The organism is Psychrobacter sp. 78a-MNA-CIBAN-0178, assembly GCF_040309625.1.
GTDB classification, from domain to species: Bacteria; Pseudomonadota; Gammaproteobacteria; order Pseudomonadales; family Moraxellaceae; genus Psychrobacter; species Psychrobacter okhotskensis.
Window position 1 is genome coordinate 1 of the sequence record NZ_JBEOOZ010000087.1, and the last position, 421, is coordinate 421.

Consider the following 421-nt stretch of genomic DNA (forward strand, 5'->3'; position numbering starts at 1 on the left):
GCCTATGCTCGCGCGCAGTGGCAGTTCATCCGTAACTACATGGAAAAGAACGCTGATAGCCTACCGCCTATCACTCCCTTTGATCCGCCAAAGACCACCAAAGAGCATAAGATCTATCTCTACACCGACAGCATCCTACCCAGCTATGGCGTCACTCAAAACTTTAGAGTATGGCCGTGGTACATTCCACTACTAGTATTACAAGCCTACGTCAAACTAGGTGGCGGCTGGATACAATCTAAAGGTCGCAATATCATCAATGAACCGCAATATGAGCATTTGCAATACCCACAGAACAAACCCAATTCTTACATAGACCCCAATATAAATCCGTATCGTATTGTAGTCATAAACAATCAAAGCAAATGGTTTCTATGGCGCTGGCGCATTATTTGGATATTACACACCTTATTTATACTTA

At 43.5% G+C, this 421-nt stretch carries 1 protein-coding gene; it reads left to right on the top strand.

Annotation, left to right across the window (positions count from 1 at the left end):
- Nucleotides 1–421, top strand: a 421-nt coding sequence (locus tag AAEY80_RS14360; protein ID WP_350588531.1) for a hypothetical protein, incomplete at both ends; no start/stop codon positions are given.